Origin of the sequence: Pseudomonas sp. Leaf127, from assembly GCF_001423155.1 — a bacterium.
Taxonomy (GTDB): Bacteria; Pseudomonadota; Gammaproteobacteria; order Pseudomonadales; family Pseudomonadaceae; genus Aquipseudomonas; species Aquipseudomonas ovata.
In genome coordinates this window covers 58,946-85,704 of the sequence record NZ_LMOA01000024.1, presented here as the reverse complement: position 1 = coordinate 85,704, position 26,759 = coordinate 58,946, and the positions used below count along the sequence as shown (strand labels likewise).

Genomic DNA, 26,759 nt, shown 5'->3' with positions numbered 1-26,759 from the left:
ACAATCGTGCTCCTGCAAAGGAGTAACGATTGTGCTGACTCATCTCGATTCCCAGGGCCGCGCCAATATGGTCGATGTGACCGACAAGGCCGTGACCTTCCGCGAAGCGGTGGCCCAGGCGCGGGTGCGCATGTTGCCCACCACCCTGCAAATGATCGTCGCCGGCGGCCACCCCAAAGGCGATGTGTTTGCTGTGGCGCGCATTGCCGGCATCCAGGCCGCCAAGAAGACCAGTGACCTGATTCCGCTGTGCCATCCGCTGATGCTGACCGGCGTCAAGGTCGAACTGACGGCCGAGGGCGATGACGCGGTGCTGATCACCTCGCGCTGCAAACTGTCCGGGCAGACCGGCGTGGAAATGGAAGCGCTGACCGCTGCCAGTGTCGCGGCGCTGACAATCTACGACATGTGCAAGGCCGTTGACCGCGGCATGGTCATCGAGTCGGTGCGCCTGCTGGAAAAACTCGGCGGCAAGAGCGGCCACTACCAGGCCGATGCCGAGGAGGGCGCCCCATGCGCCTGACCGTGCAGTATTTTGCCCGTTACCGTGAAGTGCTGGGCCTGGACAGCGAGTCGCTGGAGGGTACGTTCAGCCACCTGGACGACGTGCGTCAACTGTTGCTGGGGCGGGGCGAGGCCTGGCAAGTGCTGGCCGAGCAGGGCTTGATGTGCGCGCGCAACCAGGCACTGTGCACGCTGGCCGAGCCGGTCGAGAGCGGTGATGAGGTGGCCTTCTTTCCACCGGTGACCGGAGGATGAGCATGAACGTTCGGGTCCAGGTCGCCGCCTTCGATGCCGGCGCCGAGGTCAACGCCCTGCATGCGGCCAACCGCGGTGTCGGGGCGGTCGTGAGTTTTGTCGGCTATGTGCGCGACTTCAATGACGGCCAGCCGGTGTCAGGCATGTTTCTGGAGCATTATCCGGGCATGACTGAAAAGGCGCTGGGCACGATCATCGACCAGGCCGGCGAGCGCTGGCCGTTGCTGGGTGTCGAGGTGCTGCACCGGGTGGGTCACCTGGCGCCGGGCGAGCCGATCGTGTTCGTGGGGGTGACCAGCGCGCACCGGCAGGCCGCGTTCGAGGCCTGCGAGTTCATCATGGATTACCTCAAGACCCGCGCACCGTTCTGGAAGCGCGAGGACACCCCCGAAGGCCCCCGCTGGGTCGAAGGCCGCACCAGCGACCAGCAAGCGGCCCGGCGTTGGGATTGATCCTGGGCAGAGGCATGATCGGCGGGGGCTGAAAAGGCCGAATGTGCCGGCCCTTTCGCGACCGTTGGTCGCTCCCACGGGTGTGCCGCACCCTTGCAGGAGCGACCAGCGGTCGCGAAGGCAGGTCTCTCAGGTGCGCTTGCGTTCCACCGGGCGCAACAGGACGGTCGGTGGCATTTCGCAGCTGATCTTGCGCCCCAGCTTCTCTTCGATGGCCGGCAACTGGTAGGAATCGTCTTCGCCGGCAAAGCTGATCGACACGCCGTCGGCACCGGCCCGACCGGTACGGCCGATACGGTGAACATAGTCGTCGGGCATTTCCGGCAGGGTGAAGTTGATCACATGGCTGATGCCGTCGATGTGGATCCCGCGCCCGGCCACGTCGGTGGCCACCAGCACGCGGATCTTGCCTTCGCGAAAGCCTTCCAGGGTCTTGATGCGCTTGTGCTGCGGCACGTCGCCTGACAGCTGAGCGGCATTTACGCCGTCGCGTACCAGGCGTTCCTCGATGCGCCGCACCTCGTCCTTGCGGTTGGCAAAGACCATGACCCGCTCCCAGCCGTTGTCGTTGACCAGGTTGTACAGCAACCGGTACTTGTCGGCCGAAGCCACGGCATAGATGTGCTGTTCGACATTGGCGTTGGCCAGGCCCTCGGCCTCGATCTCGACAATGGCCGGGTCTGTGGTCCACTGCTTGGCCAGGTTCATCACGTCTTCGGTGAAGGTGGCCGAGAACAGCAGGGTCTGGCGCTCGCCCTTGTGCGGGGTCTGGCGGATGATCTGGCGCACCTGCGGAATGAAACCCATGTCGAGCATGCGGTCGGCTTCGTCCAGCACCATCACCTCGACCATGTCCAGGTGCACTTCGCCGCGCTGGTTGAAGTCCAGCAGGCGGCCCGGCGTGGCCACCAGAATGTCGCAGTAGCGCGCTTCGAGGTGCTTGAGCTGCTTGTCGAAGTCCATGCCACCGACGAAGCTCATCACGTTCAGGCCGGTGTAGCGGGTCAGGTCGGCGGCGTCCTTGGCGATCTGCACCACCAGTTCGCGGGTCGGGGCGATGATCAGTGCCCGCGGCTCGCCCATGTAGCGCTCGGCGGGCGGCGGGGTCTGCAGCAACTGGGTGATGGTCGAAATCAGAAAGGCCGCGGTCTTGCCGGTGCCGGTCTGCGCCCGGCCGATGGCGTCGCGGCCCTTGAGGGTGTAACCCAGCACGCCGGCCTGGATCGGCGTGCAATAAGGAAAGCCCAGGTCGTGGATGGCATGCATCACCGACGGTGCAAGGTTGAAATCATGAAAGCGGGTCTTGCCTTCCTGGGGCTCGACGCTGAAGTCTTCGGGCTTCCAGGTGTCGACCGGTCTGGGCGGGCGTTCGCGGCGCGGGCGTTCGGCCCGGGGCGGCTTGGCCTGAGGCGTCTCTGCCAGTGCAGAGGGTTCGCTGGTCGTCGGCAGGGGTGAAACAGAAGGCGGTGTCGCAGCCACGGGCTGGACGGGGAGGGTGTCGTCGGTCATCACTGGAGCGGGGGTCGATGCAGTCGGAAGGGGCGCGAGCGGCTCGGCCTCGTCTTTACCGAACATCTTCTTGAGTGCTTTGAGCACGGTCATCTCGTCAATTGGTCAAGGAATGTACGCCGAGCAGTGTAAAGCAAGTTTCATGCTCGGCGTAGTGTCATCCATACAGGGCTACAAGACCTGGGGATAAATGCGCAAGCACGGGTGTTACCGCAGCTTGTCGCCGAGCCAGGTCCTGATGTCGGAAATCTCCTGGGGTAACACTTGGTGACCCATGGGGTATTCCTGCCACTGCACGTCGACGCCCAGCGACTTGAGGTACTCATAGACGGTACGGCCCATGGCATTGAGCACCACTTCGTCGTGATAGCCATGCAGGCAATAGGCCGGAATGCGCTGCTGGCTGGCCGACAGGGTCATCTGGTCGGTGAAGGTCGGCGCGTAGGTCGACAGCGCCAGGACCCCGCCCAGCGGCCCCTGCCAGCGGCGGTAGGCGGTGTGCAGCACCACGGCGCCACCTTGCGAGAACCCGGCCAGGAAGATCCGCGCCGGATCGATGCCGCTGTCGCGCTGGGCTTCGATCAGGTCGAGTACGGTCTGTGCCGATGCCTCGAGTTCTTCATGGCTGATGGCCCGCGCCGGGCTCATGGCGATGATGTCGTACCAGCTTGGCATCTGATAGCCGCCATTGATGGTGACAGCGCGCATGGGCGCCTGCGGTAACACGAAGCGGGTGGTGGTCAGCGTGGTCTGCAAGGCTTCGGCAACCGGCTCGAAATCAGTGCGGTCGGCGCCCAGGCCATGCAGCCAGATCACACAGGCATCGGCGTCTTTGGTGGGCTCAAGTATCAATGGGTGGGTCATGGTTGCTCCAATCTGGTGCGCTACGGTATCAACCGTGCATTCAATAAGTGCCGGGCCTGGCGCGGCCCATTCAAATCTGAACGAAGATGTCGCAAGGGTACAACTTTTGCGCTTGACCTGTAGGTTTATCGAATCAGCCAGCAGTCTGGTACGCGCTTTGCTATGGAACAAGCGGAGTCAGAGCGCTCACGTCGTCCGGTAACACTATTTGGCTATCACCGGTCGGCGCAGCACGCGAATCCCAGCTACAGGATTCACGGCACGATTCATTCCGTCACTCAAGATACGGAAAAATCATGGGGCTTTGGTTCGCGAGGCGAGGGGGTAACCGTTACAAGCGGGCAACAGGAGGATCCTGGGCCCGTTTAATGAACAGACCCAACGTCGCATGACCCAAAAAAATGCCAGCACGGGTCGTTGATGCCCCACAAGGGTGCGGCGTGACTAAAGCTCCCACACAACAAAGAGCAAACTGGAGGTTATGAATGAAGATGTTGAAATCCACCCTGGCCGTAGTGACCGCTTTCGCTGCACTGGGCATCACCAGTGTCGCCAATGCCGGCGCAACGCTTGATGCAGTCCAGAAGAAGGGCTTTGTCCAGTGCGGCGTCAGCGACGGTTTGCCAGGCTTCTCCGTTCCAGATGCCAAGGGCACCATCACCGGTATCGACGCTGACGTCTGCCGCGCCGTAGCCGCCGCTGTCTTCGGTGACGCCACCAAGATCAAGTTCAGCCAGCTGAACGCCAAGGAGCGCTTCACCGCACTGCAATCGGGCGAAATCGACGTGCTGTCGCGCAACACCACCTGGACCAGCTCGCGTGACTCGGGCATGGGCCTGACCTTTGCCGGCGTGACCTACTATGACGGCATCGGCTTCCTGGTAAACAACAAGCTGGGCGTCAAGAGCGCCAAGGAACTGGACGGCGCCACCGTGTGCATCCAGGCCGGTACCACCACCGAGCTGAACGTTTCCGACTACTTCCGCGCCAATGGCCTCAAGTACACCCCGATTACCTTCGACACCTCCGACGAAAGCGCCAAGTCGCTGGAAAGCGGCCGTTGCGACGTACTGACCTCCGACCAGTCGCAGCTCTACGCACAGCGCAGCAAGCTGGCCAACCCGGACTCCTACGTCGTTCTGCCGGAAGTGATCTCCAAGGAGCCACTGGGCCCGGTCGTGCGTAAAGGCGACGAAGAATGGCTGGCCATCGTCAAGTGGACCCTGTTCGCCATGCTCAACGCCGAAGAAGCGGGCGTGACCTCCAAGAACGTCGAAGCCGAAGCCAAGTCGACCAAGAACCCTGACGTGGCCCGTATGCTCGGCGCCGACGGCGAATACGGCAAGGACCTGAAGCTGCCGAAGGACTGGGTCGTGAAGATCGTCAAGCAAGTGGGTAACTACGGCGAAGTCTTCGACCGTAACCTGGGCGAAACCACTCCTCTGAAAATCAAGCGTGGCCTGAACGCACTGTGGAACAACGGCGGCATTCAGTACGCTCCTCCGATTCGCTGATCTGACCCTGCGCCGGGCGGCCTGAACGGGCCGCCCGGCGTTTTGCACGGTTCCATCTTTTCCGGGGCATTTCATGCAAAAACATATCGACGCACCCAAACAAAAGCTCACCCTGAGCGACCCCAAAGTGCGCGCCTGGCTATTCCAGATCATCACCATCGTGGCGGTGATCTCTCTGGGCTGGTTCCTGTACGACAACACCCAGACCAACCTTGAACATCGCGGCATCACCTCCGGTTTCGACTTTCTCGAGCGCAGTGCAGGCTTCGGTATCGCCCAGCACCTGATCGACTACACCGAAGCCGACAGCTATGCCCGTGTCTTTCTGATCGGCTTGCTCAACACCTTGCTGGTGTCGTTCATCGGCATCATCCTGGCGACCCTGCTGGGCTTCAGCATCGGTATTGCCCGCTTGTCGTCCAACTGGATGATCAACAAGCTGGCGACCGTCTACGTCGAGGTATTTCGTAATATCCCGCCGTTGCTGCAGATCCTGTTCTGGTACTTTGCCGTCTTCCTGACGCTCCCTGGTCCACGCAACGCCCATGGCTACCTCGACATGTTCTATGTCAGCAGCCGCGGCGTGAACATGCCCCGGGCGATGGCTGCCGAAGGCCTGACTGCGTTCCTGGTCAGCCTGGTGGTCGCGGTGATTGCCACTGTGCTCATGACCCGCTGGGCCAACAAGCGCTTCGAGGCCACCGGCGAGCCGTTCCACAAGTTCTGGGCAGGCCTGGCCCTGATGCTGGTGATCCCGGCGTTGAGCATCCTGGTCGCCGGTGCCCCCGTGCACTGGGAAATGCCCGAGCTGCGCGGTTTCAACTTCGTCGGCGGCTGGGTACTGATCCCTGAACTGCTGGCGCTGACCCTGGCCCTGACGGTGTACACCGCGGCGTTCATCGCCGAGATCGTGCGTTCCGGCATCAAGTCGGTCAGCCACGGCCAGACCGAGGCGGCTCGCTCGCTGGGCCTGCGCCAGGGGCCGACCCTGCGCAAGGTCATCATTCCGCAGGCCTTGCGGGTGATCATTCCGCCACTGACCAGCCAATACCTGAACCTGGTGAAGAACTCTTCCCTGGCCGCCGGTATCGGTTATCCGGAAATGGTTTCGCTGTTCGCCGGCACCGTGCTCAACCAGACTGGCCAGGCTATTGAAGTCATTGCCATCACCATGAGCGTGTACCTGGCAATCAGCATCAGCATTTCCCTGTTGATGAACTGGTACAACAAGCGCATTGCGCTGATCGAGCGGTGAGGAAACGCGCATGAGTACACATACGTTCAAACCCAATCTGGCGCCGCCGAAATCCACCGTGGGTGTGGTCGGCTGGATGCGCAGCAACCTGTTCTCCGGCTGGTTCAACACCGTACTGACCCTGTTTTCGTTGTATCTGGTCTGGCTGATTCTGCCACCGATCATCAACTGGGCCATTCTGGATGCGAACTGGATCGGCACCACCCGCGCCGACTGCACCAAGGCCGGCGCGTGCTGGGTGTTCATCGAGCAGCGCTTCGGCCAGTTCATGTACGGCTACTTCCCCGGCGACCAACGCTGGCGTGTCGACCTGACCGTGATCCTGGCCATCGTCGGCATTGCACCGCTGTTCATCAAGGCCTTCGAGCGCAAGGTCGCCTACGGCCTGAGCTTCCTGGTGCTGTACCCGATCATCGCGTTCTACCTGCTGCATGGTGGCGCGTTCGGCCTGACCACCGTGGCCACCAGCCAATGGGGCGGCCTGATGCTGACGCTGGTCATCGCCACCGTCGGTATCGCCGGCGCCTTGCCGCTGGGGATCCTGCTGGCACTGGGACGGCGTTCGAACATGCCGGCGGTGAAGGTGGTCTGCGTGACCTTCATCGAGTTCTGGCGCGGCGTGCCGCTGATCACCGTGCTGTTCATGTCCTCGGTCATGCTGCCGCTGTTCCTGCCCGAAGGCATGAACTTCGACAAGCTGCTGCGGGCGTTGATCGGCGTGATCCTGTTCCAGTCGGCCTACATCGCCGAAGTGGTGCGTGGCGGCATGCAGGCCATCCCCAAGGGCCAGTACGAAGCCGCTGCGGCCATGGGCCTGGGCTACTGGCGCTCGATGGGCCTGGTGATCCTGCCGCAAGCCCTGAAGCTGGTGATCCCCGGTATCGTCAACACCTTCATTGCCTTGTTCAAGGACACCAGCCTGGTGATCATCATCGGCCTGTTCGACCTGCTCAACAGCGTCAAGCAGGCTGCGGCCGACCCGACCTGGCTGGGCATGGCCACCGAAGGCTATGTCTTCGCGGCCCTGGTGTTCTGGATTTTCTGTTTCGGTATGTCCCGCTACTCCATGCATCTGGAGCGCAAGCTGGACACTGGCCACAAGCGTTAGGAGTTTCGTGATGAGTGAAGCAGTCAAAAAGCCGCTGGGCGCCGAAGGCATGATCCGTCTGGAAGGCGTACACAAGTGGTACGGCCAGTTCCATGTGCTCAAGGACATCAACCTCAACGTGCGTCAGGGTGAGCGTATCGTGCTGTGCGGGCCTTCGGGCTCGGGCAAATCGACCACCATCCGTTGCATCAACCGCCTGGAAGAGCACCAGCAGGGGCGCATCATTGTCGATGGCACCGAGCTGACCTCCGACCTGCGGCAGATCGAGACCATCCGCCGTGAAGTGGGCATGGTGTTCCAGCACTTCAACCTGTTCCCGCACCTGACCATTCTGCAGAACTGCACCCTGGCGCCCATGTGGGTGCGCAAGATGCCGAAGAAGCAGGCCGAAGAAATCGCCATGCACTACCTGGAACGTGTGCGCATTCCGGAGCAGGCCAACAAGTACCCAGGCCAGCTGTCTGGTGGCCAGCAGCAGCGGGTGGCGATTGCCCGTGCGCTGTGCATGAAGCCCAAGATCATGCTGTTCGACGAGCCGACCTCGGCCCTGGACCCGGAAATGGTCAAGGAAGTGCTCGACACCATGGTCAGCCTGGCTGAAGAGGGCATGACCATGCTGTGCGTGACCCACGAAATGGGCTTTGCCCGTACCGTGGCCAACCGCGTGATCTTCATGGACAAGGGCGAAATCGTCGAGCAGGCCGCGCCAAACGACTTCTTCGACAATCCGCAAAGCGACCGCACCCGGCTGTTCCTCAGCCAGATCATTCATTGATCGGGTTGCTGCTTTAAAGAAATAATCAGGCCTTGTGTCTAATGCCAGTCAGTCAAGCTGACTGGCATTTTCATTTTCGGCAGGGGTACTTTGCCGCTTTCGGAAACGATCGATCAGGCAGGGACGGCCCATAAGCGGCGGCCCCCTGAGTAATGCCGGAAGGAGGGAACCCCGAAGGGGCCGGAATCAGGAGCAAACGGTTTGCGCCACTTTGCCAAGACAAAGTGGCCCGGCCCGAAGAGGGTCGCAACCTCTATCACAGGCTACCCCGGCCCGCAGGAACACCTCGGTCTGGCGGGTACAGCCGATCGCGGGCAGAGCCCCCTCCCACATTCGATTGCGTTTCAAGCCGGCATGGGCGAACCCCGTCTTGACTGACTGGCACGAATACGTGAGGTCCACGCCACTCGCTTGCAGCAGGCTGAACCTTGTAATCCCCGGGCGTCTCCAACAGGATATTCGGCCCTCCCTGCGACGAGGGCGATACCTGATACCTGAGGACCCAATGACTGCCAAGGCACCGCGCGACCCTTCACCTTCCAATGACACCTTGATCCACTCCCCGGATGGCCCTGCACCGGCGCGCCTGCGTACCTGGCTGTTGCTGCTGGGCCTGGTGCTGGTGGCCATCAATCTGCGTCCGGCGCTGTCGAGCGTGGCGCCGCTGCTCAATGACGTCTCGAGGGCGCTGGGGCTTTCGGCAGCGCAAGCCGGCCTGTTGACCACCCTGCCAGTGCTGTGCCTGGGGCTGTTTGCACCGTTGGCACCCTGGCTGGCCCGACGCTTTGGCAGTGAGCGGGTGGTGCTGGGCATTCTGTTCGTCCTGGCGCTGGGCATCGGCCTGCGCAGCACCCTGGGCACTGTCGGGCTGTTTGCCGGCAGCCTGCTGGCCGGAGCCAGTATCGGCGTGATCGGCGTGTTGTTGCCCGGTATCGTCAAGCGCGACTTTGCGGCCCAGGCCGGCGCGATGACCGGGGTCTACACCATGGCGTTGTGCCTGGGCGCGGCCCTGGCAGCCGGGGCCAGCGTGCCGCTGAGTCAGCTGTTCGGCGACCGCTGGGATGCCAGCCTGGCGTTCTGGGCAGTTCCAGCCTTGCTGGCGGCGCTGTTCTGGTGGCCACAGGCGCGTCCGTCCCACGATACGCAGCGCACACAAGTACGTGTGCGCGGCCTGCTGCGTGATCCGCTGGCCTGGCAAGTGACCCTGTACATGGGCCTGCAATCGTCGCTGTCGTACATCGTGTTTGGCTGGCTGCCCTCGATCCTGATCGGTCGCGGCCTGGAGCCGACCGAGGCCGGCCTGCTGCTGTCCGGTTCGATCATCTGCCAGCTCATCAGCGCCTTGAGCGCGCCCTGGCTGGCCACCCGTGGCAAGGATCAGCGCCTGGCGATCGTGGTGGTCATGGGCATGACCCTGACCGGCCTGTTCGGTTGCCTGTATGCCCCGGTCGAAGGCTTGTGGGGCTGGGCGATCATTCTGGGTATTGGCCAGGGCGGGACTTTCAGCCTGGCCCTGGCGCTGATCGTGCTGCGCTCCAGCGACTCGCACGTGGCCTCGAACCTGTCGGGCATGGCCCAGGGCATCGGCTACACGGTCGCCTCTATCGGGCCGTTTGCCGTAGGTGTGGTGCATGACGTCACCGGCACCTGGGGGCCGATCGGCTGGATTTTCGGCCTGCTGGGCCTGGGTGCGGTCATCGCCGGTCTTGGAGCGGGACGGGCGCGGCAGGTTCAGGTCACCCGCGATACGCCCTGAGCAACAGTCCTGAGCCGCAAGGGCTGCATGAGGCAGTTGGCAAGCAGGCCGTTTGCCGCTTATCGTGCAGCCACCTTTCCGCCAGGACGTCTGCCCGCATGGACTACGAAGAACAAAGCCAGCTCAACAGTGCCGTGATCAGCCGTTTCTACGAGGCTTTCCAGCGCCTCGATGCCGAGGCCATGGCCGAGTGCTACAGCGAGGATGTGCTGTTCAGCGACCCGGTGTTCGGCACCCTGCGCGGCGCCCAGGCCGGCGACATGTGGCGCATGCTCACCGCCCGTGCCCAGAACTTCTCGGTAACCTTTGATCAGGTCCGTGCCGACGACCGCACCGGCAGCGCGCACTGGGTGGCGACTTATCTGTTCAGCCAGACCGGACGCACCGTGGTCAACGCCATTCAGGCGCGCTTTGTGCTGCGCGACGGCAAGATCTGCGAACACCACGACCATTTCGACCTGTGGCGCTGGTCACGCCAGGCACTGGGCTTCAAGGGCCTGTTGCTGGGCTGGTCGCCCCTGGTGCAGAACGCCATTCGTGCCCAGGCGCACAAGGGCCTCAAGGCGTTTGGCGAGAAACGGCGTGGCTGAGGTCACGCCCGAGGACGTGCCGGCAAAACCCTGGTACGTCTATCTGGTGCGCGCGGCCAACGGCTCGTTGTACTGCGGCATCAGCAACGACCCTTATCGCCGGTTTCTCATGCACCAGAGCGGCAAGGGCGCGCGCTATTTCCACTCCAGCCCGGCGGTGGCACTGGTGTACGTGGAAGCCTGGCCGAGCAAAGGCGAGGCGTTGCGCCACGAGCGGCTGATCAAGAAGCTGCGCAAGCGTGCCAAGGAAGCCTTGGCCGACTCTGCGGGGCTTTTGGCCATTTCCGGGACCGCAGCAGAGGCGTACTGAGATCGCGGTAGGCGCGGCTGTTGTGCACGCGCTAAGCTCAGGACTTTTCCACGCAAGGAATCGATCCATGTCCGAGCTGATCCTGCACCATTACCCGGCCTCGCCCTTCGCTGAAAAAGCCCGCCTGATGCTGGGCTACAAGGGCCTGTCGTGGCGTTCGGTATTCATCCCGGCGGTCATGCCCAAGCCCGACCTGACCGCGCTGACCGGCGGTTACCGCAAGACCCCGGTGCTGCAGGTGGGCGCAGACATCTACTGTGACACCGCGCTGATCGCCCGGCGCCTGGAACAGGAAAAAGCCTCGCCGGCGTTCTACCCCGAAGGCCAGGAATTTGCCGTCACCGCCCTGGCCGCCTGGGCCGATGCGACCCTGTTCCAGCACGCGGTCAGCCAGGTGTTCCAGCCCGAGTCGATCGCCCTGCGGTTCGCCAAGCTGTCACCTGAAGCGGTAGAAGCCTTCAAGGCCGACCGCGCTGCGCTGTTTGCCGGTGGCGCAGCCTCGCGACTGCCCTTGCAGCAGTCGTTGCACCAGTGGCCGACCTTCATGGCGCGCCTTGAGCAACAGCTGCAGCGTCATGGCGACTACCTGTTTGGCGAACCATCGATTGCCGACTTCGCCGTGGCTCACCCCATGTGGTTCCTGCGCCAGACCCCGGTGACGGCACCGGCGGTGGATAAATACCCGGCCGTGGTGGCATGGCTCAAGCGCGTCGAAGGGTTTGGCCACGGTGCCGCCAGCCCCATGAGCGCAGAAGACGCCATTCAGGCTGCTTTCAATACCACCCCTATTGAATTGCCGACTGAAGAATTCAACGATCCCAACGGTTTCAAGGCGGGTGATCAGGTCATGATTTCTGCTGTTGATTACGGTGTGGACGGGGTGGAAGGGCAACTGGTGCATGCCGGCACTGAAGAACTGATCCTGCGCCGCGAAGATGATCGCGCAGGCACCGTGCATGTGCACTTCCCGCGGCTGGGGTTCAGGATCGAGAAGCGCTAGACGCGTTGTCGCGCAGCAAACATGGGGCTTGTGTAGGCGCGCGTTTACCGGAATGCCGGACCACCGCGACCGGCTGTGCAGCAGTCATAAATTTGCAGCGATTTCTGCGAGCGCTTCGCGCTTAATCGCCGGCAAGCCGCCTCCCACAAGTAGTGAATTTTAAACTTAATAAAATCGATAATTTATTTTGCGTTTGAAGGGCGCGCTCCTGCATCGGGCAAGTGTTGGCTGCGCGCCAGGTCACTGCAATGCCGCTTCGATTTGCTGGTCGGAAAAGTCGCGCAGCAGGGTGCCGTTGACATCGAGCAGCGGGATGCCACGCCCGCCCAGTGCTTCATAGGCCTGGCGGCCTTCGGCGCTGGTTTCGATGTCGTATTCTTTGAAGGCAATCCCTTTGCTGTCGAGCAGGCGCCGTGCCTGCTTGCAGTAGCCGCACCAACTGGTCGAGTACATCACCACCCGCGCCTGGCTGTAGCGCTGCGCCTGCTGGGCCGTGGGCGGGTTGATGAAGTGCTCGATCTGCCCCCGGTTCTGGTAGATGACCACCACCAGCAGAATCAGCGCGACCTTCTTGAGGGTCCGTTGCAGCATCGGTTCAGCGTCGTTTCAACTGGTCGGTGAGCTGGGTGGGCAGGCCCTTGATGATCAGGGTGCCGGCTTCCTCGTCGTACTCGACCTTGTCACCCAACAGATGGGCTTCAAAGCTGATCGACAGGCCCTCGGCACGGCCGGTGAAGCGGCGGAACTGGCTCAGGGTGCGTTTGTCGGCCGGGATCTCCGGCGACAGGCCGTAGTCCTTGTTGCGGATATGGTCGTAGAACGCCTTGGGGCGTTCCTCGTCGATCAGTTCGGACAGCTCGTCCAGGGCGATGGGCTCGCCCAGCTTGCTCTGGCTGGTGGCATAGCTCACCAGGGCCTTGGTCTTTTCGCGGGTGGCTTCTTCGGGCAGGTCTTCGCTTTCGACGAAGTCGCTGAAGGCCTTGAGCAGCGTGCGGGTTTCGCCGGGGCCGTCGACGCCTTCCTGGCAGCCGATGAAGTCACGGAAGTACTCCGAGACCTTCTTGCCGTTCTTGCCCTTGATGAACGAGATGTACTGTTTAGACTGCTTGTTGTTCTGCCACTCGGAGATATTGATGCGCGCCGCCAGGTGCAACTGGCCCAGGTCCAGATGCCGCGACGGGGTGACATCGAGCGAGTCGGTCACCGCCACGCCTTCGCTGTGGTGCAGCAAGGCAATGGCCAGGTACTCGGTCATGCCTTGTTGGTAGTGGGCGAACAGCACGTGGCCGCCGACTGACAGGTTGGATTCTTCCATCAGCTTTTGCAGGTGCTCGACCGCGGTGCGGGTAAAGGCGGTGAAGTCCTTGCTGGTCTCCAGGTACTCTTTCAGCCAGCCGCTGAACGGGTAGGCCCCGGACTCGGGATGAAACAGCCCCCAGGCTTTGCCCTGTTTGGCGTTGTAGCTTTCGTTGAGGTCGGCCAGCAGGTTTTCGATGGCAGCGGATTCGGCCAGTTCGCTGTCGCGCGCATGCAGCACTGCAGGCGTGCCGTCGGGTTTCTTGTCGATCAGGTGGACGATGCAATGACGGATCGGCATGGATTTCTCGGCTCGTGAAAGTGAAGAGCGGTGCGGCTCGTGGCAAGGCCGCCAGTGTACCGCAGGGTCGGCGCGAATGGCCGATGCGGCTGTTTTTCGTCCAACCAGCGATTTTCAATCGCTTTTTTTGCGCCAAAGTCCGCAAAACCTGACCAAAAGGATAGGCAGAGGCGGATATTTGCCCGGCTCTGTGCTAGTTTTGCGCGGTCCTGCGCACTCCAGCGCGTCAGGCATGCAGTTTGTGCGCGTGCTGGCGAACCAAATCATGGTTTCAGTATCTACAACTTCGCGATTGATCGTGGCTGCCAATGGCCGACGTTGCACTCTGCAATCCATATGAATTTTATAGGGAAGGAACACTACATGGCTCTTACCAAAGACCAGTTGATCGCCGATATCGCAGAAGCTATCGACGCGCCGAAATCCACCGCGCGTAGCGCCCTGGAGCAATTGGGCCAGATCGTTGCTGATCAACTGGAAAACGGCGCTGAAATCACCCTGCCAGGTATTGGCAAGCTGAAAGTCACCGAGCGTCCAGCGCGTACCGGCCGCAACCCTTCGACTGGCGCTGCCATCGAAATCGCTGCCAAGAAAGTGGTCAAGTTCGTTCCAGCCAAAGTGCTGACCGACTCGATCAACAAGTAAGCTCACGCTTGCTTGAAAAAGCCGTGTACGGGTTCACCCGACACGGTTTTTTTATGCCTGCTGTCCGGCCCTCAGGCCTGGATCCAGCGCCCGGCGCGCCACGCAGCCTGCTCGGCGGCATCATGAAAGGTCCAGGCGACAAAGCGGCTCTGCTTCTGCCCCTGGCCCATCTCTACCACTCGCACCTCGAAGGCGCCGCTCTTTTTCAGGCGTTGCTGGATCTCGGGCAGGTTCGCAGCCTTGGACACCAAGGTGCTGAACCACAGCACTTGCTCAGGCAGTTGCGCGCTTTCGTCGATCAGGCGGGTGACAAAGCCGATCTCTCCACCCTCGCACCACAGTTCCTGCGCCTGGCCGCCGAAATTGAGCACCGGCAGTTTGCGCTTGGGGTCGGCCTTGCCCAGGGCCCGCCATTTGCGCTGGCTGCCGCGCGTGGCTTCGTCCAGCGAGGCATGGAAGGGTGGGTTGCACAGGCTCAGGTCAAAGCGTTCGGTACTGTCGAGCAGGCCGTGCAGGATGTGCTGGCGGTTGCCTTGCTGGCGCAGGCTGATGGCCTTGTCCAGACCGTTGGCCTTGACGATGGTGGTGGCGGCCGCCAGGGCCTTGGCGTCGATCTCCGAACCCAAGAAGTGCCAGCCGTAGTCGGCATGCCCCAGCAGCGGGTAGATGCAGTTGGCGCCAGTGCCGACGTCCAGCACCTTGACCGCGGCACCGCGTGGAATCACCTGCTGGTTATGCTCGGCCAGCAGATCGGCGAGAAAGTGCAGGTAGTCGGCGCGTCCCGGAATCGGTGGACACAGGTAGTCGGCCGGGATGTCCCAGTGTTTGATGCGGTAGTGCGCCTTGAGCAGCGCCCGGTTGAACACCCGTACCGCTTGTGGGTTGGCAAAGTCGATGCTCTGCTTGCCATAGGGGTTGAGGATGACGAATTCGGCCAGCTCCGGGCTGCTTTTGATCAGCGCCGGGAAGTCATAGCGACCCTGGTGGCGGTTGCGCGGGTGCAGGGTGGCTTTTTCTTTAGGCGCGGCCGGCTTGGCCGGGCGTTGGGGTTTCTTGCGTGCAGGCTTGGGCGTGTCGGTCATGGCCGTATCCGATGGCAATTGGTACGTGCATAAAAAAGCCAGCCCGCGAACGGGCTGGCTGATCGTAACGCCGCTTCAGAGGCTGCTGATGCGGGCGTGTTGCTCGGCCAGCTTGCCCAGCGCCTGTTCGGCTTCAGTCAGCTTGGCGCGTTCCTTGGCGATCACCTCAGGCGGCGCCTTGTCGACGAAGGCGGCGTTGGACAGCTTGCCGCCCACGCGCTGCACTTCGCCTTGCAGGCGCTGGATTTCCTTGTCCAGGCGTGCCAGTTCCGCGCCCTTGTCGATCAGGCCGGCCATCGGCACCAGCACTTGCATCTCGCCCACCAGGCCGGTGGCCGACAGCGGCGCCTCGGCACCCGGCGCCAGGACGGTGATCGATTCGAGTTTGGCCAGCTTCTTGAGCAGGTGCTCGTTGTCGCCCAGGCGGCGCACGTCTTCGGCACTGGCGTTGTTGAGGAACAGTTGCAGCGGCTTGCCTGGGCCGATGTTCATTTCGCCACGAATGTTGCGTACCGCCAGCATCAGGCCCTTGAGCCATTCGATATCGCCTTCGGCGGCTTCATCGATACGGGCTTCGTTGGCCACCGGCCACGGTTGCAGCATGATGGTCTTGCCTTCGGCACCGGCCAGCGGCGCCAGGCGCTGCCAGATTTCCTCGGTGATGAACGGCATGAACGGGTGAGCCAGGCGCAGGGCGACTTCCAGCACGCGCACCAGGGTGCGACGGGTGCCGCGCTGGCGCTCGACCGGAGCGTTCTCGTCCCACAGCACCGGCTTGGACAGCTCCAGGTACCAGTCGCAGTACTGGTTCCAGATGAACTCGTACAGGGCCTGGGCGGCCAGGTCGAAGCGGAACTGGTCCAGTTGGCGGGTCACTTCGGCTTCGGTGCGTTGCAGCTGCGAGATGATCCAGCGATCCGGCAGCGACAGCTCATAGGCTTCGCCGTTCTGGCCGCAGTCCTCGCCCTTGTCCAGCACGTAGCGGGCGGCGTTCCAGATTTTGTTGCAGAAATTGCGATAGCCTTCGACGCGGCCCATGTCGAACTTGATGTCGCGGCCGGTGGAGGCCAGCGAGCAGAACGTAAAGCGCAGGGCGTCGGTGCCGTAGCTGGCGATGCCTTCGGCGAACTCCTGGCGGGTCTGTTTCTCGATCTTCTTGGCCAGTTGCGGTTGCAGCAGGCCGGTGGTGCGTTTCTGCACCAGGGTTTCCAGGTCGATGCCGTCGACGATGTCCAGCGGGTCCAGGACATTGCCCTTGGACTTGGACATTTTCTGGCCCTGGCCGTCGCGGACCAGGCCGTGCACGTACACGGTCTTGAACGGCACTTGCGGGGTGCCGTCTTCATTTTTCACCAGGTGCATGGTGAGCATGATCATCCGGGCGACCCAGAAGAAAATGATGTCGAAGCCGGTGACCAGCACGTCGGTGGAGTGGAAGGTCTTGAGCGCTTCGGTCTTTTCCGGCCAGCCCAGGGTGGAGAAGGTCCACAGGCCCGAGCTGAACCAGGTGTCCAGTACGTCATTGTCCTGTTGCAACGCCACGTCGCTGCCCAGGTTGTGCTTGGCGCGCACTTCGGCTTCGTCGCGACCGACATAGACCTTGCCCGAGGCGTCGTACCAGGCCGGGATGCGGTGGCCCCACCACAGCTGACGGCTGATGCACCAGTCCTGGATGTCGCGCATCCACGAGAAGTACATGTTTTCGTATTGCTTGGGCACGAAGGCGATACGGCCGTCTTCGACCGCGGCAATGGCAGGCTCGGCCAGCGGCTTGGTCGACACGTACCACTGGTCGGTCAGCCACGGCTCGATGATGGTGCCGGAGCGGTCGCCCTTCGGCACTTTCAGGGCGTGGTCGTCCACGCTGACCAGCAGGCCGGCGGCGTCGAACGCGGCGACGATGCGCTTGCGTGCCTCGAAACGGTCCAGGCCGGCGTACTCGGCCGGCCATTGACCGTCGACGTCTGTATTGAGCGTGCCGTCGAGGTTGAACACCTGGGCGGCCGGCAGCACGGCAGCGTTCTTGTCGAAGATATTGAGCAGTGGCAGGTTGTGGCGCTTGCCGACTTCATAGTCGTTGAAGTCGTGGGCCGGGGTGATCTTCACGCAGCCGGTGCCGAACTCGGGGTCGCAGTAGTCATCGGCGATGATCGGAATGCGGCGACCCACCAGCGGCAGCTCGACGAATTTGCCGATCAGGGCCTTGTAGCGTTCATCTTCAGGGTTCACGGCCACGGCCGCATCACCGAGCATGGTTTCCGGGCGGGTGGTGGCCACGACCAGGTAGCCATTGCCTTCGGCGGTGGTGGCGCCGTCAGCCAGCGGGTAGCGCAGGTTCCACAGGTGGCCTTTCTCGTCGTGGTTCTCGACTTCCAGGTCAGAAATGGCCGTGTGCAGCTTGGTGTCCCAGTTGACCAGGCGCTTGCCGCGATAGATCAGGCCGTCTTCGTGCAGGCGCACGAAGGCTTCCTGCACGGCGGCCGACATGCCGTCGTCCATCGTGAAGCGCTCGCGGCTCCAGTCCACCGAGGAGCCCAGGCGGCGAATCTGGCGACTGATATTGCCACCGGACTCGGCCTTCCATTCCCAGACCTTGTCCAGGAACTGCTCGCGGCCCAGGTCATGGCGGCTCAGGCCCTGGGCCTCGATGCGACGCTCGACCAGCATCTGGGTGGCGATGCCGGCGTGGTCGGTGCCCGGTTGCCACAGGGTATTGCGACCTTGCATGCGCCGGAAACGGATCAGGGCGTCCATGATCGCGTTGTTGAAGCCGTGGCCCATGTGCAGGCTGCCGGTCACGTTTGGTGGCGGAATCATGATGGTGTACGAGTCACCTGCGCCTTGCGGAGCGAAGTAGTTCTCGGACTCCCAGGTCTGGTACCAGGAAGTTTCGATGGCGTGCGGCTGGTAAGTCTTGTCCATGCGCGGCGGGAACCCTGTGACATTGATTCGGAAACCGGCAAGTATAGCCCTGCCGACCTGCGACAAGCCATAAGTGCCACGCGACAGGTTCGGCGGACCTCGCAGATCTGTTAGTTGGCGGCCGACAGGCGAGGGGGGATCATGCGGTGCATGAGCATGTTTACCGAGGCTGCACCATGAGCACTCTTGCTTCTACCATGACTGCTTACTGTCAGTATCGCTATGACGCGCTGGACCGTCTGGCCAGTACCGCAATAGAGGCACAGGCGCCGGTATGGCCGTTCTATCAAAGAAGCCGCTTGAGCGTCGAGATACAAGGCGCGCTGCACCGGCGCGTAGTCCGTGTTCAGGACCGGTTACTGGCCGAGCAGCATGTTGATGGTTCGGTGGGTCAGGTGGTTTTACTTGGCACTGACGTGCAAGACAGTGTGTTGCAGGCGCTGGATGGGCACGGTTCACAGCCGTTCGGCTACAGCCCTTATGGGCATCGGCCGCCGGCAAATACGTTTCTGGGTTTTAACGGAGAGCGTCCTGATCCGTTGACCGGGCATTACTGGCTGGGCAATGGTTATCGTGCGTTCAATCCGGTGTTGATGCGTTTTAACCAGCCGGACAGTCTGAGTCCGTTTGGGCGGGGTGGGCTGAATGCGTATGCGTATTGCCTGGGGAATCCGGTTAACCGGCGTGATCCAGAAGGACATGTGTCCCTGGCGCTGTATGACCTGCCAGACGTGGTGCTTTCAAACATATTCAAGTCGCTTTCCATGTCCGATGTAAGCAATTTGAGGTACGTGTCGGTGCGCCTGAATGATCGCGTGATGGGGCTGTCGAAAATCCCCGACCTTGATATCAATAATTCAGGGGCGCTTGCGCAAGTAAAACGGCATTTACAAGGTTGGACACACAATGTTTTACCCCATGCACTCAGGCGTCACGATGGGTATAAAGCCGCATTTGAGCGGCTTGCACAACATCGAAAAACTGAAGCGGCTCTCAAGGTCAGGAATGCTGAAGCTCGCATGCAATCAATCATTGAACGTGTTGCGGGTAAAGGTGCAGACGTTCTTAAATTCGATCGTTATATCCAGGATGCCATGCAGATAAACGCAGGATCCCCTGGCACCTTGGGTGACATTGCGGCAGTAAAAAAAACCTACAACGATTCCTTTTCTGAGCATTACCAGTTGAGGGTGGCTCAAGAGAATTTGAAATCCGATATCCGTGCGATCCGCTTCAACCTGAATCGTTGAGTCGCGACTATCAGTTCATGTTCAGGCAGCATGACGGGGGTGGCTTAAAGCTTGTTGCCTGAAGCCGCGATGATTCTTTCAAGCCGCGCCTCAAGCCGCCGCTTGATCTCGGTCTCGATATGCGGCGCAAAGTCGTTGATCACATCCTGCATGATCAGTTGCGCGGCCGAGCGCAGTTCGGTGTCCAGGTGCAGGAGGGCATCGACACTGGGCGCTGCAGGTTTTGCCGGTGCCGGTGCAGCAGCCACGGGCGGTGGTGCGAGCTGGGCAACCGGTGCGGGCGCCGGAGCCGGTTGTGGCGAGCGTTCGACCTTGTCGGACAGCATCGGGATCTGCGTGTCGCTGAGCACCGTTTCGGTCAACAGCGGCGGTTGCAGGTTTTCATCTTCCAGCAGCCTGCGGATCGATTCAAGGTCGTTCAACAGGTGTGCCGATTCTGCTTTTTTTGAAGTGTCCATCGTGTGCTCAAAGACGCTGTAGTCGGTGATCTTGCGGAGCATAGCCTTGTTTGCGGTATTCCCGGAAGCTCTCGCGGGCCGCCAGGCGGATCGTCGGTTCTTCGGTCACCACTTCGGCCACGCGGGCAAAACGCTTGAAAAAAGGGGCGATGCGTAGGTCGAGGTTGATCAGCAGATCCTGATGCGCGCCCGGATCATCGCCCAGGCCCAACACCACAGGGGCGTGTGCGTCGGTTTCGGCATCGCCGTGCGGCACGAAGCTTTCACCCTTGAAGCGCCACAGCCGGGCGTCGAGGTCGGCACGCTGGGCGGCGTCGCTGCAATGCAGGTAGACCCGGTGGCCGAGGCGCCAGGCTTTCTCGGTGAGCTTGCAGGCAAAGTCCAGCCGCGCCTCGAGGGTGGGGCTGGGCAGGATATAGAAGTCGATCTGGGTCATAGGCGGTTACCGGCTGCGCCTTGCCGGCCAGGCAAGGCGCAGTGCGCGGTCAGGCTCCGGCGCGGTCGAGCAGGTACTGGGTCAGCAACGGCACCGGACGGCCCGTGGCGCCCTTGTCCTTGCCGCCGCTGAGCCAGGCGGTGCCGGCGATGTCCAGGTGCGCCCAGTCATAGGCCTTGGTGAAGCGCGACAGGAAGCACGCCGCCGTGATGGTGCCGGCCTTCGGGCCGCCGATGTTGCCGAGGTCGGCGAACGGGCTGTCCAGTTGCTCCTGGTATTCGTCGAACAACGGCAGTTGCCAGGCGCGGTCGTCGGCTTGCTTGCCGGCGTCGAGCAACTGGTTGATCAGCGCATCGTTGTTGCCCAGCAGGCCCGAGGTATGGGCGCCCAGGGCCACGACGCAGGCGCCGGTCAGGGTGGCGATGTCGATCACCGCCTGTGGCTTGAAGCGCTCGGCATAGGTCAGGGCATCGCACAGGACCAGGCGGCCTTCGGCGTCGGTGTTGAGGATCTCGACCGTCAGGCCGTTCATGGTGGTGACAATATCGCCCGGGCGGGTTGCGGTGCCGCTGGGCATGTTCTCGGCGGCGGCGATGATGCACACCAGGTTGATCGGTAATTGCAGCTCCAGCACCGCACGCAGGGTGCCGAACACACTGGCCGCGCCGCACATGTCGAATTTCATTTCGTCCATGCCGGCGGCCGGCTTGATGCTGATGCCGCCGGTGTCGAAGGTGATGCCCTTGCCGACCAGCACGTAAGGCTTCTCGCTCTTTTTGCCGCCCTGATACTGCATGACGATCAGGCGCGGTGGCTGGGCGCTGCCCTGGGCCACGGCCAGGAACGAGCCCATGCCCAGTTCCTTGAGTTTCTTCTCGTCGTGCACCTCGACCTTGAGGTTCTTGTGCGCCTTGCCCAGCGCCTTGGCCTGTTCGCCCAGGTAGGTGGGGTGGCAGATGTTCGGCGGCAGGTTGCCCAGGTCGCGGGTCAGGGCCATGCCGGTGGCGATGCCACGGGCGTGAGTGACGGCGCTTTCGACTTCGGCGGTGCTGGCCTTGGCGGTCAGCAGGGTGATTTTCTTCAGGGCCGAAACCGGTGCCTTGGTGGTCTTGAACTGGTCGAAGACGTATTCGCCGTCGAGCAGGGTCTCGGCCAGCAGGCGGGTCTTGCCATAGGTTTCACGCTGCTTGACCCGTACTTCGTCCAGCGCGATGGCCGCATCGCTGCCACCCAGGCCCTTGAGGCTGGACAGGATGCCCGCGATGACTTTCTTGAACTGGCGATCAGACAGCTCTTCGTCCTTGCCCACGCCCACCAGCAGCACGCGTTCGGCCTTGAGGTTGGGCAGGCTGTGCAGCAGCAGGCTCTGGCCGACCTTGCCGGCCAGGTCGCCACGCTTGAGCACCGCTGTCAGGGCGCCGCCGCTCAGGGTATCGACGCTTTTGGCCGCTGCACCCAGCGTGCGGCCTTCGCCGACGGCCAGGATCAGGGTGGCGGTTTTCAAGGTTTCTGGGCTGACGCTTTTAACAACCAATTCCATGTAGGGTCCCCGAATGACTGTGAGCTTTGCAATTGCATGAATGAAGGATCAGCGCGCGGCAGGGCCGGGCGGGTTCCAGGCATATGCAAGCGACTGCATTTGCACAGGCCTGGATTGAAGTCGACCCGCAGTTTGACCCTGTGCGGCAACGGCTGACAACCCCGATCGAGTGCTGTAGGACATGGATGTGAGAACTATCCGGGCCGCGCAGTGACAGAAGCAGTCAATCACAGGATAATGCCGCATCTTTTTCGCCTGTACCGTGGCTCGTCTTTTCCCTTGTCCGGCCAAGTGCGCCTGGCAAACCTGGAGTGTCTGGTTTGATTGTCTTTCGTTATCTGTCCCGGGAAGTGCTGGTCACATTGAGTGCGGTCAGCGCCGTGCTGCTGGTCATCATCATGAGCGGGCGCTTCATCAAGTACCTGGCCCAGGCGGCCTCGGGTGCGCTCGACCCTGGCGTACTGTTCCTGATCATGGGCTTTCGCCTGCCGGGCTTTCTGCAACTGATCCTGCCGCTGGGGCTGTTTCTCGGCATCCTGCTGGCGTACGGCCGGCTGTACCTGGAAAGCGAGATGACCGTGCTGGCGGCCACCGGCATGAGCCAGCAGCGCCTGCTGGCCATTACCCTGGCGCCGGCGGCGCTGATCGCCCTGCTGGTGGCCTGGCTGAGTTTCAGCCTGGCACCGCAGGGGGCTGCGCAGTTCTCGGTGCTGATCAACAAGCAGGATTCGCTGACCGAGTTCGACACCCTGGTGCCCGGACGTTTCCAGGCGCTGCGTGACGGTACCCGCGTGACCTACACCCAGCAATTGTCCGAAGACCGTACCCAACTGGGCGGCATCTTCATTTCCGAGCGGCGCCTGTCCGGCGACAAGAGCAAGGAGAGCGGCATCACCGTGCTGGTCGCCGAGAAGGGCCGCCAGGAAGTGCGTCCCGACGGCAGCCGCTTCTTGGTGCTGGAAAACGGCTATCGCTACGACGGCAACCCGGGCGAGGCCAATTACCGGGCCATCCAGTACGACACCTACGGTGCCCTGCTGCCCAAGCCTGAAATCAGCGCCGAAGTCACCGAGCGCGATGCGATCCCCACCGCCGAGCTGTTCGGCAACGACACCCCGCGTTACCAGGCCGAACTGCACTGGCGCATGTCGCTGCCGATCCTGGTGTTCATCGTGACCCTGATGGCCGTGCCCCTGTCGCGGGTCAACCCGCGCCAGGGCCGTTATCTGAAACTCTTGCCGGCGATTCTTCTGTACATGGCCTACCTGACGATTCTGATTGCCGTGCGCGGCGCCCTGGAGAAGGGCAAGCTGCCCATGGCCCTGGGCATGTGGTGGGTTCATGGGCTGTTCCTGGCGATCGGCCTGCTGCTGCTGTACTGGGAGCCGCTGCGCCTGAAGCGGGCGGCTCGCCGCAGCGCAGGGGAGGTGGCTCATGGGAATGCTTGATCGCTACATCGGCAAGAGCGTCTTCGTGGCGATCCTGGCCGTGCTGGGCATCATCCTCGGGCTGGCGTCGCTGTTTGCGCTGATCGACGAGATGGGCGACATCAGCGACAGCTACACGTTGATGGACGCCGGCGCCTTCGTGCTGCTTACCGCCCCGCGCCGGGTCTACGAAATGCTGCCGATGGCCGCACTGATCGGCTGCCTGATCGGCCTGGGCAGCCTGGCCAGCAGCAGCGAGCTGACCATCATGCGCGCCGCCGGCGTGTCCATCGGCCGCATTGTCTGGGCGGTGATGAAGCCGATGCTGGTGCTGATGCTGGTCGGTGTGCTGGTGGGCGAGTACGTGGCGCCGGCCGCGGAGAACAAGGGCCAGGCCGACCGCTCGCTGGCCCAGGGCACCGGCGAGTCACAAAGCGCCAAGCATGGCCTGTGGCACCGCCAGGGTGATGAGTTCATCCATATCAACAGCGTGCAGCCCAACGGGCTGATGTACGGCGTGACCCGCTACCGTTTCGACGAGCAGCGCCACATGCTGACTTCCAGCTTTGCCCGGCAGGCCAACTACCAGCAGGATTACTGGGAGCTGAGCGATATCACGACCACGCATTTCCGCAATGGCCAGACCGATATCGTCAAGACACCGACCGAGCGCTGGGACGTCTCCCTGAGCCCGCAGTTGCTGAGCACGGTGATCATGCCGCCGGAATCGTTGTCGATCACCGGCCTGTGGAGCTATGCCCATTACCTGGGTGACCAGGGCCTGAACAACGGCCGCTACTGGCTGGCGTTCTGGACCAAGGTGCTGCAGCCGTTGGTGACCGTGGCGCTGGTGCTGATGGCCATTTCGTTCATCTTCGGCCCGCTGCGTTCGGTGACCCTGGGCCAGCGCGTATTCACCGGCGTTCTGGTGGGCTTCATCTTCCGCATCGCCCAGGACCTGCTGGGGCCTTCGAGCCTGGTGTTCGGCTTCTCGCCACTGTTCGCCGTGCTGGTGCCGGCCGGCATCTGTGCCGTGGCCGGAGTGCTGCTGCTGCGCCGGGCCGGGTAAGGAATCTGTTGGAGCGACCAACGGTCGCGAATGCCCCACTGCGGGTCTTTTCGCGACCGTTGGTCGCTCCTACGGGCACGCCAATCATGCGTTGTGTTTGATCAGCGGCGCTTCGCTTCAGCCGCGAGCAGGCAAGCGCACCAGCACGCTGTTGGAATACCGGTCGTGCCAGGTGCGACCCTGTCGGTCGTACAGGCTCCAGAAGAATCCCGCGCCAAAGCACAACGCCGAAGCGATGGCGACCATGAAGCGCAGCAGCGCCTGAGTCAGGCTGATGGCGCTGCCATCGGCGTTCTGCACCCTTACGCCCCAGGCTTGCATGCCCAGCGTCTGGCCGCTGCGGGTCCAGAACCCGCCATAAAAGGCAAAGGCCGCCAGCAACAGCAACGTCGACAGCACCGGGTCGCCATCCATGGCGCCTGAATCGCTCAACTGGCGCAGGCGCGCCTGACCGACAAAGACCATCCAGATCAATTTATAGATAAAAGCCGTGACGATCAGGATCGCCAGGCACAGCAGCAGGTCATAGCCGGCAGCGGCCAGGCGTCGCAACAGCGGGGCGGGGGCAAAGGCACCTTGCGGCTGGAGCAGGTGTGTGGGCATGGCGGAGCCTCGTTGAATCAGGCCGGTGGCGCGACATGACGCCCACAAAAAAGCCCCTGATAACTGAATATCAGGGGCTTTCGGCGATCACGCAGTGATCAGGCTTCGGCTTGTACTTCGTCAGCCTGCAGGCCTTTCTGGCCTTGAACAGCGACGAAAGTCACTTTCTGGCCTTCTTTCAGGCTCTTGAAGCCGTTGCCCTGAATCGCGCGGAAGTGCACGAACAGATCCGGACCGCTTTCAGGAGTGATAAAACCAAAACCTTTTTCGTCGTTGAACCACTTGACGGTACCGCTCTGACGTTGAGACATGTTCTTATTTCCTTGACGCTTGAATTTAATGACAGACTCTTTCGACGGGTTAATGGAAGTCGAAAAAGTACTGGGGCTGGTTGCAGGAAGTAAGAAACGTAGAGCGGGATGTAGCGATACTTAGAGCTACTGCCCAGGTCCCGATTCAGCGACCTTTGCAAACACAGTTCGAGAACTCTACGCCAACTCTCGTTACAAAAACAAGCCCCGCAGAGCCCCTATTTCAAAGGGGTTGAGCAATGCCCAATGATTGTTCATGGCGCAAGGGTTTATCCCGGCGCCGGCCTGCCCGTGCACTTTGTCAGTGCAGTGTGTCAGGCGATCGAGACCGCATTGCCGCCTGATGAAAAAAGACCGACCACGCTGTTTTTTTGCCATCAGGCGGAATATTGACGTCGGTCGTCAGCCCCGGAAGTAACGCGGTGCCACGAAAGGCATTTTGCTGACTCGCAGGGGGACTTTCTTGCCCCTGACCAGCGCAAAGACCTCGCTGTCCAGCGCACTGAAACGGCTCTCTACATAACCCATCGCCAAGGGGCCGCCCAGGCTTGGTCCGAAGCCACCGCTGGTGACTTCGCCGACAGGGTGGTCGTGCTCATCGACGATCACTGCCCCTTCACGCACAGGCGTTCTTTCCTGTGGCAACAGGCCGACCCGTTTACGTTGAGTGCCCTCCTGCTGCCGGGCGAAAATGCGTTCGGCGCCCGGGAAGCCACCGGCTCGCGCGCCGTCGACGCGACGGGCCTTGGAAATGGCCCAGAGCAGGCTCGCTTCCACAGGAGAAGTGTCACCATTCATGTCATGGCCATACAGGCACAGGCCTGCTTCCAGACGCAACGAGTCACGGGCACCCAGGCCGATGGCCTCGACTTCCGGCTCTGCCAGCAGGCGCCGCGCCAGGGCATCGGCCTCGGCGGCCGGCACGGAAATTTCGAAGCCGTCTTCACCGGTGTAGCCGGAGCGGCTGACGAAGCAGTCGCTGCCCTGGATCGATACACGGGCGAACTGCATGAAGGTCATGCCGGCCACGCTCGGCGCCAGCCGGGTCAGCACTGCAGCGGCCTGGGGACCTTGCAGGGCGAGCAGGGCGCGCTCTGCGAACAGCGATTCGATCTTGCACTGCCCGGCCAGGTGCTGACACAGGTGCGCCAGGTCCTGGTCCTTGCAGGCGGCGTTGACCACCAGCAACCACTGCTCGTCGCCAAGCCTGGCCACCATCAGGTCATCAAGGATGCCGCCCTCGGCGTTGGTGAACAGCGCATAGCGCTGCATGCCCACCGGCAGGTCGATGATGTCCACCGGCACCAGGGTTTCCAGGGCGCTGGCCGCATCGGGACCGCTGAGCAGGATCTGGCCCATGTGCGAGACATCGAACAGTCCGGCCTGGGCACGGGTGTGCAGGTGTTCCTTCATGACCCCGAGCGGGTATTGCACAGGCATGTCGTAACCGGCGAACGGCACCATCCTGGCCCCCAGTTCGCGGTGCAGGGCGTGCAGCGGTGTAACCTGCAAAGATTCGTCAGACAT

27 protein-coding genes are annotated in these 26,759 nt (G+C 62.3%); 15 read left to right on the top strand and 12 right to left on the bottom strand.

Annotated elements, in window-relative coordinates; translation table 11 throughout:
- The first annotated feature begins 31 nt into the window (after positions 1–31).
- From moaC to moaE, 3 genes are read left to right on the top strand one after another with little or no spacing between them, the layout of a single operon-like run.
- Positions 32–523: a cyclic pyranopterin monophosphate synthase MoaC gene (gene moaC / locus ASF84_RS25085; protein WP_056841602.1), complete on the top strand. Its 492-nt coding sequence runs from the start codon at positions 32–34 to the stop codon at positions 521–523.
- Complete coding sequence (locus ASF84_RS25080) at positions 514–759, top strand: MoaD/ThiS family protein (RefSeq protein WP_056841601.1); 246 nt, start codon at positions 514–516, stop codon at positions 757–759. The genes moaC and ASF84_RS25080 overlap by 10 nt, the downstream gene beginning before the upstream one ends.
- A gap of 2 nt (positions 760–761) precedes the next feature.
- The gene (gene moaE / locus ASF84_RS25075; protein WP_056841600.1) at positions 762–1,211 is read left to right on the top strand and encodes a molybdopterin synthase catalytic subunit MoaE; all 450 of its coding nucleotides are present in this window, start codon (positions 762–764) and stop codon (positions 1,209–1,211) included.
- A gap of 129 nt (positions 1,212–1,340) precedes the next feature.
- Here the strand turns inward: moaE and rhlB are convergent, their stop codons facing one another.
- On the bottom strand, positions 1,341–2,813 hold the full coding sequence (gene rhlB, locus ASF84_RS25070) for an ATP-dependent RNA helicase RhlB (RefSeq protein WP_056841599.1): 1,473 nt from the start codon (positions 2,811–2,813) through the stop codon (positions 1,341–1,343).
- A 114-nt stretch (positions 2,814–2,927) separates the two neighbouring features.
- Positions 2,928–3,584 carry an alpha/beta hydrolase gene (locus ASF84_RS25065; RefSeq protein ID WP_056841598.1) on the bottom strand — a complete coding sequence of 219 codons (657 nt, stop codon included), beginning with the start codon at positions 3,582–3,584 and terminating at the stop codon, positions 2,928–2,930.
- Positions 3,585–4,069: 485 nt separating this feature from the next.
- On the opposite strand from ASF84_RS25065, the gene ASF84_RS25060 reads away from it, so the two are divergent.
- The 8 genes from ASF84_RS25060 (at position 4,070) to ASF84_RS25025 (ending at position 11,892) form a co-directional block, all read left to right on the top strand.
- Positions 4,070–5,098, top strand: coding sequence for an amino acid ABC transporter substrate-binding protein (locus tag ASF84_RS25060; RefSeq protein ID WP_056841597.1), 1,029 nt, complete (start codon positions 4,070–4,072; stop codon positions 5,096–5,098).
- Between the two features lie 73 nt (positions 5,099–5,171).
- A complete protein-coding gene (locus ASF84_RS25055) occupies positions 5,172–6,353 on the top strand; it encodes an amino acid ABC transporter permease (protein ID WP_056841596.1) in 1,182 nt (393 codons plus the stop codon).
- A 10-nt stretch (positions 6,354–6,363) separates the two neighbouring features.
- Positions 6,364–7,461, top strand: coding sequence for an amino acid ABC transporter permease (locus ASF84_RS25050; protein WP_056841595.1), 1,098 nt, complete (start codon positions 6,364–6,366; stop codon positions 7,459–7,461).
- Between the two features lie 10 nt (positions 7,462–7,471).
- Entirely contained in the window at positions 7,472–8,236 is a 765-nt protein-coding gene (locus tag ASF84_RS25045) for an amino acid ABC transporter ATP-binding protein (RefSeq protein ID WP_056841594.1), read from the top strand.
- 505 nt (positions 8,237–8,741) lie between these two features.
- A complete protein-coding gene (locus ASF84_RS25040; protein WP_082481832.1) occupies positions 8,742–9,992 on the top strand; it encodes an MFS transporter in 1,251 nt (416 codons plus the stop codon).
- Positions 9,993–10,090: 98 nt separating this feature from the next.
- Entirely contained in the window at positions 10,091–10,582 is a 492-nt protein-coding gene (locus ASF84_RS25035) for a nuclear transport factor 2 family protein (RefSeq protein WP_056841593.1), read from the top strand.
- Positions 10,575–10,892: a GIY-YIG nuclease family protein gene (locus ASF84_RS25030; RefSeq protein WP_056841592.1), complete on the top strand. Its 318-nt coding sequence runs from the start codon at positions 10,575–10,577 to the stop codon at positions 10,890–10,892. The genes ASF84_RS25035 and ASF84_RS25030 overlap by 8 nt, the downstream gene beginning before the upstream one ends.
- Before the next feature lie 67 nt (positions 10,893–10,959).
- Positions 10,960–11,892, top strand: a complete 933-nt coding sequence (locus tag ASF84_RS25025; protein WP_056841591.1) for a glutathione S-transferase family protein — start codon at positions 10,960–10,962, stop codon at positions 11,890–11,892.
- Positions 11,893–12,132: 240 nt separating this feature from the next.
- Here ASF84_RS25025 and ASF84_RS25020 read toward each other — a convergent pair whose 3' ends face one another.
- Entirely contained in the window at positions 12,133–12,483 is a 351-nt protein-coding gene (locus tag ASF84_RS25020; protein WP_056841590.1) for a glutaredoxin family protein, read from the bottom strand.
- 4 nt (positions 12,484–12,487) lie between these two features.
- On the bottom strand, positions 12,488–13,489 hold the full coding sequence (yejK, locus tag ASF84_RS25015) for a nucleoid-associated protein YejK (protein WP_056841589.1): 1,002 nt from the start codon (positions 13,487–13,489) through the stop codon (positions 12,488–12,490).
- 363 nt (positions 13,490–13,852) lie between these two features.
- Here yejK and ASF84_RS25010 point away from each other — a divergent pair, with 363 nt between their 5' ends.
- Positions 13,853–14,134 (top strand): HU family DNA-binding protein, encoded by a 282-nt coding sequence (locus ASF84_RS25010; protein ID WP_056841588.1) that lies wholly within the window; start codon positions 13,853–13,855, stop codon positions 14,132–14,134.
- A gap of 71 nt (positions 14,135–14,205) precedes the next feature.
- Here the strand turns inward: ASF84_RS25010 and rlmF are convergent, their stop codons facing one another.
- Positions 14,206–15,216 (bottom strand): 23S rRNA (adenine(1618)-N(6))-methyltransferase RlmF, encoded by a 1,011-nt coding sequence (rlmF, locus tag ASF84_RS25005; protein ID WP_056841587.1) that lies wholly within the window; start codon positions 15,214–15,216, stop codon positions 14,206–14,208.
- A 75-nt stretch (positions 15,217–15,291) separates the two neighbouring features.
- On the bottom strand, positions 15,292–18,138 hold the full coding sequence (locus ASF84_RS25000; RefSeq protein ID WP_056841586.1) for a valine--tRNA ligase: 2,847 nt from the start codon (positions 18,136–18,138) through the stop codon (positions 15,292–15,294).
- A 176-nt stretch (positions 18,139–18,314) separates the two neighbouring features.
- Between ASF84_RS25000 and ASF84_RS24995 the strand changes: the two genes are divergently transcribed.
- Positions 18,315–19,388 carry an RHS repeat-associated core domain-containing protein gene (locus ASF84_RS24995; RefSeq protein ID WP_056841585.1) on the top strand — a complete coding sequence of 358 codons (1,074 nt, stop codon included), beginning with the start codon at positions 18,315–18,317 and terminating at the stop codon, positions 19,386–19,388.
- A 44-nt stretch (positions 19,389–19,432) separates the two neighbouring features.
- On the opposite strand, the gene ASF84_RS24990 is transcribed toward ASF84_RS24995, so the two are convergent.
- Genes ASF84_RS24990 through ASF84_RS24980 form a run of 3 tightly spaced genes read right to left on the bottom strand, consistent with a single transcriptional unit; the run spans position 19,433 to position 21,822 of the window.
- Positions 19,433–19,846 carry a hypothetical protein gene (locus ASF84_RS24990; RefSeq protein ID WP_056841798.1) on the bottom strand — a complete coding sequence of 138 codons (414 nt, stop codon included), beginning with the start codon at positions 19,844–19,846 and terminating at the stop codon, positions 19,433–19,435.
- A gap of 7 nt (positions 19,847–19,853) precedes the next feature.
- Positions 19,854–20,282 (bottom strand): DNA polymerase III subunit chi, encoded by a 429-nt coding sequence (locus ASF84_RS24985; RefSeq protein WP_056841584.1) that lies wholly within the window; start codon positions 20,280–20,282, stop codon positions 19,854–19,856.
- A 49-nt stretch (positions 20,283–20,331) separates the two neighbouring features.
- Complete coding sequence (locus ASF84_RS24980; protein ID WP_056841583.1) at positions 20,332–21,822, bottom strand: leucyl aminopeptidase; 1,491 nt, start codon at positions 21,820–21,822, stop codon at positions 20,332–20,334.
- A 320-nt stretch (positions 21,823–22,142) separates the two neighbouring features.
- Between ASF84_RS24980 and lptF the strand changes: the two genes are divergently transcribed.
- Both lptF and lptG read left to right on the top strand, forming a co-directional pair.
- Complete coding sequence (gene lptF, locus ASF84_RS24975) at positions 22,143–23,270, top strand: LPS export ABC transporter permease LptF (RefSeq protein WP_056841582.1); 1,128 nt, start codon at positions 22,143–22,145, stop codon at positions 23,268–23,270.
- Positions 23,257–24,318, top strand: a complete 1,062-nt coding sequence (lptG, locus tag ASF84_RS24970) for an LPS export ABC transporter permease LptG (RefSeq protein ID WP_056841581.1) — start codon at positions 23,257–23,259, stop codon at positions 24,316–24,318. Before lptF ends, lptG begins: the two co-directional genes overlap by 14 nt.
- 117 nt (positions 24,319–24,435) lie before the next feature.
- On the opposite strand, the gene ASF84_RS24965 is transcribed toward lptG, so the two are convergent.
- From ASF84_RS24965 to gcvT, 3 genes are all read right to left on the bottom strand, one after another.
- The gene (locus ASF84_RS24965) at positions 24,436–24,921 is read right to left on the bottom strand and encodes an RDD family protein (RefSeq protein WP_056841580.1); all 486 of its coding nucleotides are present in this window, start codon (positions 24,919–24,921) and stop codon (positions 24,436–24,438) included.
- Between the two features lie 98 nt (positions 24,922–25,019).
- A complete protein-coding gene (locus ASF84_RS24960; RefSeq protein WP_056841579.1) occupies positions 25,020–25,232 on the bottom strand; it encodes a cold-shock protein in 213 nt (70 codons plus the stop codon).
- Between the two features lie 402 nt (positions 25,233–25,634).
- The gene (gene gcvT / locus ASF84_RS24955) at positions 25,635–26,759 is read right to left on the bottom strand and encodes a glycine cleavage system aminomethyltransferase GcvT (RefSeq protein ID WP_056841578.1); all 1,125 of its coding nucleotides are present in this window, start codon (positions 26,757–26,759) and stop codon (positions 25,635–25,637) included.

Bases quoted from the DNA above. Each gene is read 5' to 3' on its own strand.
- ASF84_RS25080 (WP_056841601.1), top strand. From the start codon at position 514: ATGCGCCTGACCGTGCAGTATTTTGCCCGTTACCGTGAAGTGCTGGGC.
- moaE (WP_056841600.1), top strand. From the start codon at position 762: ATGAACGTTCGGGTCCAGGTCGCCGCCTTCGATGCCGGCGCCGAGGTC.
- rhlB (WP_056841599.1), bottom strand. From the start codon at position 2,813: ATGACCGTGCTCAAAGCACTCAAGAAGATGTTCGGTAAAGACGAGGCC.
- ASF84_RS25065 (WP_056841598.1), bottom strand. From the start codon at position 3,584: ATGACCCACCCATTGATACTTGAGCCCACCAAAGACGCCGATGCCTGT.
- ASF84_RS25060 (WP_056841597.1), top strand. From the start codon at position 4,070: ATGAAGATGTTGAAATCCACCCTGGCCGTAGTGACCGCTTTCGCTGCA.
- ASF84_RS25055 (WP_056841596.1), top strand. From the start codon at position 5,172: ATGCAAAAACATATCGACGCACCCAAACAAAAGCTCACCCTGAGCGAC.
- ASF84_RS25050 (WP_056841595.1), top strand. From the start codon at position 6,364: ATGAGTACACATACGTTCAAACCCAATCTGGCGCCGCCGAAATCCACC.
- ASF84_RS25045 (WP_056841594.1), top strand. From the start codon at position 7,472: ATGAGTGAAGCAGTCAAAAAGCCGCTGGGCGCCGAAGGCATGATCCGT.
- ASF84_RS25040 (WP_082481832.1), top strand. From the start codon at position 8,742: ATGACTGCCAAGGCACCGCGCGACCCTTCACCTTCCAATGACACCTTG.
- ASF84_RS25035 (WP_056841593.1), top strand. From the start codon at position 10,091: ATGGACTACGAAGAACAAAGCCAGCTCAACAGTGCCGTGATCAGCCGT.
- ASF84_RS25025 (WP_056841591.1), top strand. From the start codon at position 10,960: ATGTCCGAGCTGATCCTGCACCATTACCCGGCCTCGCCCTTCGCTGAA.
- ASF84_RS25020 (WP_056841590.1), bottom strand. From the start codon at position 12,483: ATGCTGCAACGGACCCTCAAGAAGGTCGCGCTGATTCTGCTGGTGGTG.
- yejK (WP_056841589.1), bottom strand. From the start codon at position 13,489: ATGCCGATCCGTCATTGCATCGTCCACCTGATCGACAAGAAACCCGAC.
- ASF84_RS25010 (WP_056841588.1), top strand. From the start codon at position 13,853: ATGGCTCTTACCAAAGACCAGTTGATCGCCGATATCGCAGAAGCTATC.
- rlmF (WP_056841587.1), bottom strand. From the start codon at position 15,216: ATGACCGACACGCCCAAGCCTGCACGCAAGAAACCCCAACGCCCGGCC.
- ASF84_RS25000 (WP_056841586.1), bottom strand. From the start codon at position 18,138: ATGGACAAGACTTACCAGCCGCACGCCATCGAAACTTCCTGGTACCAG.
- ASF84_RS24995 (WP_056841585.1), top strand. From the start codon at position 18,315: ATGAGCACTCTTGCTTCTACCATGACTGCTTACTGTCAGTATCGCTAT.
- ASF84_RS24990 (WP_056841798.1), bottom strand. From the start codon at position 19,846: ATGGACACTTCAAAAAAAGCAGAATCGGCACACCTGTTGAACGACCTT.
- ASF84_RS24985 (WP_056841584.1), bottom strand. From the start codon at position 20,282: ATGACCCAGATCGACTTCTATATCCTGCCCAGCCCCACCCTCGAGGCG.
- ASF84_RS24980 (WP_056841583.1), bottom strand. From the start codon at position 21,822: ATGGAATTGGTTGTTAAAAGCGTCAGCCCAGAAACCTTGAAAACCGCC.
- lptG (WP_056841581.1), top strand. From the start codon at position 23,257: ATGGGAATGCTTGATCGCTACATCGGCAAGAGCGTCTTCGTGGCGATC.
- ASF84_RS24965 (WP_056841580.1), bottom strand. From the start codon at position 24,921: ATGCCCACACACCTGCTCCAGCCGCAAGGTGCCTTTGCCCCCGCCCCG.
- ASF84_RS24960 (WP_056841579.1), bottom strand. From the start codon at position 25,232: ATGTCTCAACGTCAGAGCGGTACCGTCAAGTGGTTCAACGACGAAAAA.
- gcvT (WP_056841578.1), bottom strand. From the start codon at position 26,759: ATGTCTGACGAATCTTTGCAGGTTACACCGCTGCACGCCCTGCACCGC.